Origin of the sequence: Thalassobellus citreus (assembly GCF_044385915.1) — a bacterium.
Taxonomy (GTDB): domain Bacteria; phylum Bacteroidota; class Bacteroidia; order Flavobacteriales; family Flavobacteriaceae; genus Thalassobellus; species Thalassobellus citreus.
This window is the reverse complement of record NZ_JBISCC010000091.1, coordinates 1-8,667: the sequence shown is the minus strand read 5'-3', so window position 1 is coordinate 8,667 and position 8,667 is coordinate 1. Positions and strand designations below refer to the sequence as shown.

General features: G+C 29.4%; 10 protein-coding genes. All 10 read left to right on the top strand.

Annotated features, from left to right (window positions below):
* Nucleotides 1-167 precede the first annotated feature (167 nt).
* Entirely contained in the window at nt 168-716 is a 549-nt protein-coding gene (locus ACH5TX_RS00845) for a hypothetical protein (RefSeq protein ID WP_439337661.1), read from the top strand.
* 215 nt (nt 717-931) lie between these two features.
* Entirely contained in the window at nt 932-1,576 is a 645-nt protein-coding gene (locus tag ACH5TX_RS00840) for a hypothetical protein (protein WP_439337660.1), read from the top strand.
* A 163-nt stretch (nt 1,577-1,739) separates the two neighbouring features.
* Nucleotides 1,740-2,954 carry a hypothetical protein gene (locus tag ACH5TX_RS00835; RefSeq protein WP_439337659.1) on the top strand — a complete coding sequence of 405 codons (1,215 nt, stop codon included), beginning with the start codon at nt 1,740-1,742 and terminating at the stop codon, nt 2,952-2,954.
* 180 nt (nt 2,955-3,134) lie between these two features.
* Nucleotides 3,135-3,341: a PLD nuclease N-terminal domain-containing protein gene (locus ACH5TX_RS00830; protein WP_439337658.1), complete on the top strand. Its 207-nt coding sequence runs from the start codon at nt 3,135-3,137 to the stop codon at nt 3,339-3,341.
* A gap of 398 nt (nt 3,342-3,739) precedes the next feature.
* Entirely contained in the window at nt 3,740-5,005 is a 1,266-nt protein-coding gene (locus ACH5TX_RS00825) for a TraB/GumN family protein (protein WP_439337657.1), read from the top strand.
* A 238-nt stretch (nt 5,006-5,243) separates the two neighbouring features.
* Nucleotides 5,244-5,774: a hypothetical protein gene (locus ACH5TX_RS00820; protein ID WP_439337656.1), complete on the top strand. Its 531-nt coding sequence runs from the start codon at nt 5,244-5,246 to the stop codon at nt 5,772-5,774.
* Nucleotides 5,775-5,957: 183 nt separating this feature from the next.
* A complete protein-coding gene (locus ACH5TX_RS00815; protein ID WP_439337655.1) occupies nt 5,958-6,752 on the top strand; it encodes a cation efflux transmembrane domain-containing protein in 795 nt (264 codons plus the stop codon).
* Between the two features lie 164 nt (nt 6,753-6,916).
* Nucleotides 6,917-7,342 carry an energy transducer TonB gene (locus ACH5TX_RS00810; RefSeq protein ID WP_439337654.1) on the top strand — a complete coding sequence of 142 codons (426 nt, stop codon included), beginning with the start codon at nt 6,917-6,919 and terminating at the stop codon, nt 7,340-7,342.
* A gap of 151 nt (nt 7,343-7,493) precedes the next feature.
* Nucleotides 7,494-8,135, top strand: coding sequence for a DMP19 family protein (locus ACH5TX_RS00805; protein ID WP_439337653.1), 642 nt, complete (start codon nt 7,494-7,496; stop codon nt 8,133-8,135).
* A 170-nt stretch (nt 8,136-8,305) separates the two neighbouring features.
* The coding region (locus ACH5TX_RS00800; RefSeq protein WP_439337652.1) for a MauE/DoxX family redox-associated membrane protein at nt 8,306-8,667 on the top strand (362 nt) is incomplete at its 3' end.

Genomic DNA, 8,667 nt, shown 5'->3' with positions numbered 1-8,667 from the left:
AAAAACGTTGTACAACAAAGTATAAGAAATAATACTTAAATTCATTCCTAAATCAAAAGGTTAGTGCATTTTTAGTCACTCTGATTTTCCTGCGGAAAATCCTCGGACACAAAACCGCACTATTCTTATACATAAACGTTGGGGCACATTTAGAGGATAGTACTTTATTGAAACAAGAAGACATAAACATCTTAATAGATTTTATAATAATTATGGAAATAAAACACAGAATAAAAACTTTTGAATTTATATATTGTATTTATTCTACTGCTATATTTATTTCTATTGGATTTATTATAACTATTTTTATTTTTTCCTTTAATTCTCTTGCAATTACAATAATGTTCGGTTTAGATCTAATTGCCGTTTTAGGATTTTTATTCGCTTCTTCGGGCGAGATTGAATTCGCATTGACTGATGATAAAATTTACATTCACTGGATAAAAAAACCTTGGATTAGAAAAGTAATTGATAAAACCATAGACTATAAAAATATTATTAAAATCAGTTTTTATAGAGACTCTATATTGTCACATCAATCCCATATAATGTGTCAATTTGTTCTTTTTAAAGAGACTTACACTTTCTATGTCGCAGATAATGTGAATAACCATAAAGATTTATCAAAACTTGAAAATGGATTAAGGAAATTTGTATTCATTCAAAATGAGAAACTGACATACGAGAATAAAATTCAACTATTTTCAGACTATTAAAAAAATAATAGAATATGTTTATTTAATTAATAATCTTTAACATAAAAAACGATGCCCCAACAAAGTATAAGAAATAATGCTTAAATTTATTTCTTAATCTAAAGGTTAGTGACTTTTTTAATCACTCTGATTTTCCTGCGGAAAATCCTCGGACACAAAACCGCACTATCCTTATACACAACCGTTGAGTGCAATACTGAAAGAATCTGAACAACATGAAAATAATTAGAAAAAACTATAGCTTAATTATTTCTTTAGTTTTTTGGATTTTAATGGTTGGTGGATTTTCTGATAATTGGTTGACCAATATTGAACAGGAAACCAATTATGTGCCAAAATTTATTATTCATGGAATTTTAGCTTTCACATGGTATACCTTATTGGTAATCCAACCTTTGTTAATTAGCTCCAAAAAACCTGCATTTCACATGAAACTTGGGCTTTTTGGAATAATTGTTTTTTATTCCATGGTCTTGAGCGTTATTTTTCTTCATCTTTTCCCTTATGAATCTGACCCGGCTCAATTAATTATGATTAATAGTGCCAAGGCTCAAATGATTTTAGGTGTTTTTCTTGTATCCCAAGGATTTCTTAAAAGGATTAAAGACATTGAGAAACATAGGATTTTTATTCTATTTGGGACTTTTTGTCTAATGCAACCATCGATAGACAGATTCACGGGGAACTTTTTGGTTGACTTGAACTTATTTGGACTAGCTGATATGATTCCCTGGTTGTTAATATATACGGTATTATTTTTATCATTTATTTGGTATTCAAAGAAGATAACATGGTATATGATAGTCTGGTTTATTATTTGGTTTTTCTATTTATATACGCTTATAAAATTTTACAATTAATGTACTTCACACAACAACGTGTATAGTTCATGGTGGAGTCAGTTAAAGTCTATTTAGGAAATCCTAACGGATTTCCTGCACGTTATTCCCTTTTTGCTATCTTAGTACCAAACACCACGAAACCATACACGAACACGTTGGCAGTAATTTTAAAATAACTAGATTGAAACAGACATTATTACTCATAAGTTTATTCCTCACAAGTTTAATTTATTCACAAAAGGAATTATCATCTTTTGACATTGATAAATTTACATATTACTTTAAAATTGAAAACAACACTCTTATTGGAAATGGAGTCAAAATATTGAAACAAAGAATTTCAGAAAGTCAATTTGTATTGTTGGGAGAACAGCATTTCGCTTCTGAAATTTCAATTTTTTCAAATAGTTTGTTACCAATCCTTGCTGACAATAATTTCAAACATTTTGCCGTAGAAATTGGACCAAATAGTGCAAATGCATTAGTTGCAGAAATTCACGAAAAAGGACAATTATATGATTTCAATACTGATTATTACAAATTAACAGGTGAAATTCCAATTCCGTTTTTTGACGGTAAAGAAGATGAAACATTTTTAAAAACTGCTCTTAATCTTAAATTCCAGATTTGGGGAATTGACCAAGAGTACTTAAATGCTCAATTTTTTTTATTTAAAGAAATACTTAAGCTTTCTGCCGACCAAAAAAAAGTAAAAAAACATTATCAACTTGCTTATAAATATATGTTGACTGAATTTAAAAAATATTGGGCTGACGAAAACTATAAGATATTTGAGAATTATCAAAAGTCAACTGAAATAGATGCATTTTTTAAATCAACAGATCAAAATAATCCTGAAGTCCAAAAAATAATAACTGATTTAAAGAAATCTTGGTCTATATACCAATCAAACGACAATGGTTTGTACCGTAACAGTTGGAATGGTCGAATTGGAAATTTAAAGACTAATTTCAGTCAGTATTACAGAAAAGCAAATAGTAATGATACTTTGCCTAAAGTTTTTGTGAAAATGGGAGCAGTTCATTTGTCTAATGGACTAAATGATTTTGGCTATTACGATATTGGAAATCTGATTGAGGAACTGTCTTACTTTAATCAAACTAAATCGACTTCATTAAAATGTATTCCTCGTTTTTACAAGGGAGAAAACAATGAAATTATAGACGATTTAAAAAGTGACAATCCATTAAAACTAATTTTAGAAAAAGCGAGACAAAACGAATGGACTTTATTTAGTAATAATGAACTAATCAATTATTGCTACAAAGAAAAAATAAAACTCAATTCAAAATTGAAAACGGAATTGAAAAGATTTGATTATATATTAATTCCGCCAATAATTAATGAAATGAAAATGAATTTTAAAGAGAAATAACTACTGCCAACAAAGCATAAAATTAATGGCTAGTTTTAGCTTACTTGGAAAATTCCTGCGGAATTTTCCGCTGGCAAGTTTCTATTTACTAAATTAGTGCTTAAACGCGCCACTAATATTATACGTAACCGTTGGGTTTAATGCTAAAAAAAAATGAACTAACAACAAAAAAACGAGAAAATGATTTATTTAGGAATGATTGGAGTTTGGCAAATGATGCTAATATTATTTGGAATTTTACCAACAATTATTGCTCTTGTCGACATATTAAAAAACGAATTTACTGGAAACAATAAAATTGTTTGGTTATTAGTTGTTTTATTTACAAACTTTTTTGGAGCTATTTTGTATTTCCTCATTGGGAGAAAACAAAAAACAAAAGAATAAACAAACAGACTTTAAGCTAGTTTACGGAATATAAAAACGCGGACTAAAATTATCGCGGACTTTTGAGTTTGTTTGCGGAACAAAATAAAATCGGACAAATAAAACGTCTGACTTTTGCCAGATTGCGGAAACAATATTTGACAAAATAAACAAACTGATAAAAATATTTATCTGATATAAAAAGCACTAAAACCCAACATCGTATATAAAAAATGCTTATTTTAGTGCTAAATCAAATGGTTATTGCTCCTTTGCTTGCTTCTGATTTTCCTTCGGAAAATCCTCGCACACAAAGTCGCACTTTCCATATACACACCCGTTGTAGAGCATTAGGAGAAACATCCTAACTAAATTGTAACATCTTGAAAAAACGATTGTCTATATAAGAAATAATAACAATGAGAAAAATATTCATTTTACTTTTAACTTTTGTGATTTTACAATCTTGTACACAAACCAAAACAGGTTATTTAGAAAAAAATAGATTTGACTTAACTTCATCCGATTTCGACTTTCCTCAAAAAGATTTCAAAATAATTGGATTTGGTGCTTATCACGGAAGTTCTAAAACTGAAGATGCTGAAATAGAAATTTTGAAATCTCTTATAAAGAATAAATCAATTAAATATTATCTTCCTGAAACAGATTTTAGTATTGCACATTATTTTAATGAATATTTAAAAAATGGAGATACAATCCTATTAAACGATTTAGTCACTTTATATGGAATTCGTGTACCACAAGAAAGAACAATTGAAGTATATAAAAAATGGCAAGAGTTAAAAAAGATAAATGACAAACTTCCAATAAAAGACAAACTAAATATTGTAGGGATTGACATTCAAGTAAATTACAAGTACGTTTCCAAACATATTTTAGAATTAATAAATGAGTCAGAAAACGAACGGAAACCTATTCAAGAAATTCGTAAAATGGTTAAAATAGACACAACTAGTTATGAATTAGGTGATTTAAGTTACTCTTACAAAATTTTGAGAAGTTTTGTAACTGATTATGATAATAATAAAAGTGAATACCAAAAATATATTAATGGAAAACCAGAATTTGAACACATAATAAGAAACCTGAAAATATCATTTGATTTTTCAAATGAATATAGAGACAGAGATAAAATAATGTATAATAATTACCTTTCTTTAGATTCCATTTACAATTTCAAAAAACATCCTCAATACTTGAGAATGGGTTTCTCTCACATAGAAAAATCAAGAGAAGGGCAATCTGGTTACCCTTATTTTTTCACTAGATTGATTGAAAATAAAGTTTATGATAAGGATAACATTTTATCTGTTATTGGATATTTTACAGATAGCAAAGTAGTTTGGGATGAACTTTATGACAAAGAAGGAAATTATACAGGTTATACTGTTGAAGCAGGTTTTGGAATTGGAGATTATGAAAAGGAATTTTTTAGAGGTATTCAAAACTTAAAAGACAGTAAAGTATCCGATAAAACACTATTTCGCTTAAATAAAAAAGATTCACCTTATGCAGAAAATGAGCCTGATTTAATTGAGGTTATAATGCAAGATGAAAAATCGAATGGAAAAGCAGTAAAAGGAATGTCAACTTTAGATTTTTTAGATTATGCAATACTAATTTCTGATTCTAAAGAGAGTATTCCAATATACGAAATGAAATGAAAAACGCTCTACAACAAAGCATAACATTAATGGCTAGTTTTAGCTTACTTGGAAAATTCCTGCGGAATTTTCCGCTGGCAAGTTTCTATTTATTAAATTAGTGCTTAAACGCGCCACTAATATTATACGTAACCGTTGGCTGTAATGTAAAATTAGCCTTTCATATTAAATTAATCCATTGGATAAAATAAACGGAGAAAGCCGAAAACCGACTAGAGTAGGCAAAAAAAATAACCTTATGAAACTAACCAATAATCTATCTTCATTTCTGATTTTTACAGGAACAATAATTTTATTCTCATTCTTGACTTTGACTTCTTGTCAAAATCAATCCACAGAGTTTGAATGGACTGAAAAAGAAAAAGAAATTGCAAAAAAAGAAATTTCGAATGTAGCAAAAATGATAATTGAAAGTGCGGAAAAAGTTGATATCCAATCTGCCATAGAGCCTTATTTGAATTCATCAGAGTTTATGGTTGTCAATCCAGATGGTTCAATAGATAATTATGACAATTTTAAAATTAACGGAATAAAATCTTTCAAGCAATTTACAGCATATAATCAAACAACTATTAAAGAAGAGTATAGATTCCTGAATAAAGACCTTGTGCTCTACACTTGGATTGGAAAAGCGGAAATTATACTCAAAACAGGCGAAAAAATGAATTTTGACTCTTATGTCGGAACTATGCTTTTTAATAAATTAAATAATAAATGGAGAATAACTTATGCGCACGAAACTGCATCACCTCCAGTAATTGAAGAATAAAATATATAACGGAACAAAACACTACAGCCAACAAAGCATAAAATTAATGGCTAGTTCTAGCCTACTTGGAAAATTCCTTCGGAATTTTCCGCTGGCAAGTTTCTATTTACTAAATTAGTGCTTAAACGCGCCACTAATATTATACGTAACCGTTGTAAGTAATGCCTAAAACCACGAATTTGAATGAACAAAACAATATTTGAAATTACCAAAATGGACTGTCCATCGGAGGAAAATTTAATCCGAATGAAATTGGACGGAATTTCAAGTATTGCCAATTTGGACTTTGACATTCCGAATCGAAAATTGATCGTTTTTCACAGCGGAGAAATTGACCAAATAGAAAAGTCAGTTATCGAACTGAATTTAGGCGGAAAGAAAATCTCAACGGAACAAACTGACCAAACGGAATTTAAAGAAAGTGAAAATCAGAAAAAGCTACTTTGGTCTGTACTTGCAATAAATTTCGCATTTTTCATAATCGAAATGACAACAGGAATTATCTCAAAATCAATAGGACTTGTTGCAGACAGTTTAGATATGCTTGCAGACAGTTTTGTTTACGGAATTAGCTTGTTTGCGGTTGGCGGAACAGTAATAAAGAAAAAACGGATTGCCAAACTTGCTGGATATTTTCAAATAACGCTTGCGATTATTGGATTTGTAGAAGTTTTAAGAAGATTCTTCGGAGACGAGAAACTTCCTGATTTTTCGACAATGATTACCGTTTCGATTTTTGCACTTATCGCAAACGGAATTTGTCTTTACATTTTGCAAAAGTCAAAGAGTAAAGAAGAAGCGCATATGAAAGCAAGTATGATTTTCACTTCCAATGACGTGATTATCAATTTGGGAGTAATAATTGCTGGAATTTTGGTAAATTGGTTGAGTTCGAGTAGACCTGATTTGATTATCGGAATAATCGTTTTTGCATTGGTAATTCAAGGAGCATTCCGAATACTAAAATTGAGCAAGTAAGCAAAAAAGCACTACTTACAACAAAGTATAAGAAATAATGCTTAAATTTATTTCTTAATCAAAAAGTTAGTGCTTTTTTAGTCACTCTGATTTTCCTGCGGAAAATCCTCGGACACAAAAACGCACTATTCTTATACACAACCGTTGTAGCTAATTTGAGAAAAATGAAAAACCTATTAATTATTATACTTCTGATATTTACGAATTTCCTTTTTGGACAAACTAATGTTTCCGAAAAAGTTTCTGAATCTTTTAATATTGATAATAGAGACAGATTAGACAGTATAGCAAAACAACTAAACTATAAAGGTGGAGATAAAATAAAAGTTCTGACAATATTTACGATCAATAAGAAAGGAAATGTTACTGACATAAAAGCCCGTTCTGTACATCCATTATTTGAAAAAGAAGCTATTAGAGTATTAAGCTTACTTCCTAAAATGACTCCTGCCAAATACAATGGAAAGACAATTAGCCAAAAATACTCAATGCCAATAGTTTTTGAAATAGAAACTGAAAGTGCTAAAAAGCAAAGACTAAAAAAGGAAAAACGGAAAAGAGAAAAAGAATTGAAAAAAGAAAAAAACTAGCTACAACAAAGTATAAGAAATAATGCTTAATTTTATTACTAAATCAAAAGGTTAGTGCATTTTTAGTCACTCTGATTTTCCTGCGGAAAATCCTCGGACACAAAAACGCACTATTCTTATACACAACCGTTAGCCACAATGTAACCAACCAATGAGCAAAAAGATAATAACGATAATGATTCTAACTTCTATTTTAAGTTTTTTCGGTTGCAGAGGAAAAAACGAGTCGAATAAGGAAAAATCTGAATTGGATTTACTTATCGAAAAAAGCATTAAAGAACATAATAACCGAAAAATTTATAAAATACTGACTAAAGAAATTTTAGAAACAATTCCTGACATTAAATTGGAAGAGACAATTTTAGACAATATTAATACCAACTTTGAAAAAGGTGAACAATATACTTTAGATAAAATATCAAAATTGACCAAAGGACAACAAGCTATTTTTTCAACTTGGTGGCTGGAAGCAGAAGTTAATAATGGTGGGTTTAATCAATTCTACTTCAATTCAAGTGGGCAATTTGCGGAAATGGCAGAAATTGGATTTAAAACAATTGGAGCGGAGAAGTTCTCTGATTTGACTAAACGAGCGAATAAAATATATATTGAGAATAAAGAACGTCTTGAGAAATTTGACGACGGAACAATAGAAAGTTTTAGCGAATCTTACAATGAGAATCCTTTAAACGATATGGATACAGAGTTTTACCGATTTTATGAATCGGAAAATATTGGAGATTTAAGAATTAAATATATTAAGGAAAATAAAAACGAATTTATAACTGAATAAAAACACAGTGGCTAACAAAGTATAAAATTAATGGCTGGTTCTAGCCTACTTGGAAAATTCCTGCGGAATTTTCCGCTGGCAAGTTTCTATTTATTAATTTAGTGCTTAAACGCGCCACTAATATTATACGTAACCGTTGGCAACAAGCAAAAATCTGAACTCAAAAAGAAATGAATTTGAATAAAAAAGATAAAATAGAAATATTTGAAAATGCCATCAGTTGGATTATCGTTTTTGCAATGTTCATTTATGGAGGAGCTAAATTAATTCAATTTGATGGAGCTGCTGAAATTGACAAAACTGTTTCAGAATTAAGTGGAATGGAATTAATGTGGGCTTTTTATGGTTATTCAAAATCATTTGCTATGACTTTAGGGATTTTTGAAATAATTGGTGGAATTCTTATTCTTATCAAAAAAACTCGAATTATTGGCTGTTTATTTACATCAACTATATTAGTAAATGTAATTTTTCAAGACATCTATTTTGGAGTTCATTTAGGAGCTTTGAAAGCTGCTATTCTATATCAAAT

Coding starts and splice junctions, on each gene's coding strand:
- ACH5TX_RS00840 (WP_439337660.1), top strand. CDS start 932: ATGAAAATAATTAGAAAAAACTATAGCTTAATTATTTCTTTAGTTTTT.
- ACH5TX_RS00830 (WP_439337658.1), top strand. CDS start 3,135: ATGATTTATTTAGGAATGATTGGAGTTTGGCAAATGATGCTAATATTA.
- ACH5TX_RS00825 (WP_439337657.1), top strand. CDS start 3,740: ATGAGAAAAATATTCATTTTACTTTTAACTTTTGTGATTTTACAATCT.
- ACH5TX_RS00820 (WP_439337656.1), top strand. CDS start 5,244: ATGAAACTAACCAATAATCTATCTTCATTTCTGATTTTTACAGGAACA.
- ACH5TX_RS00815 (WP_439337655.1), top strand. CDS start 5,958: ATGAACAAAACAATATTTGAAATTACCAAAATGGACTGTCCATCGGAG.
- ACH5TX_RS00810 (WP_439337654.1), top strand. CDS start 6,917: ATGAAAAACCTATTAATTATTATACTTCTGATATTTACGAATTTCCTT.
- ACH5TX_RS00805 (WP_439337653.1), top strand. CDS start 7,494: ATGAGCAAAAAGATAATAACGATAATGATTCTAACTTCTATTTTAAGT.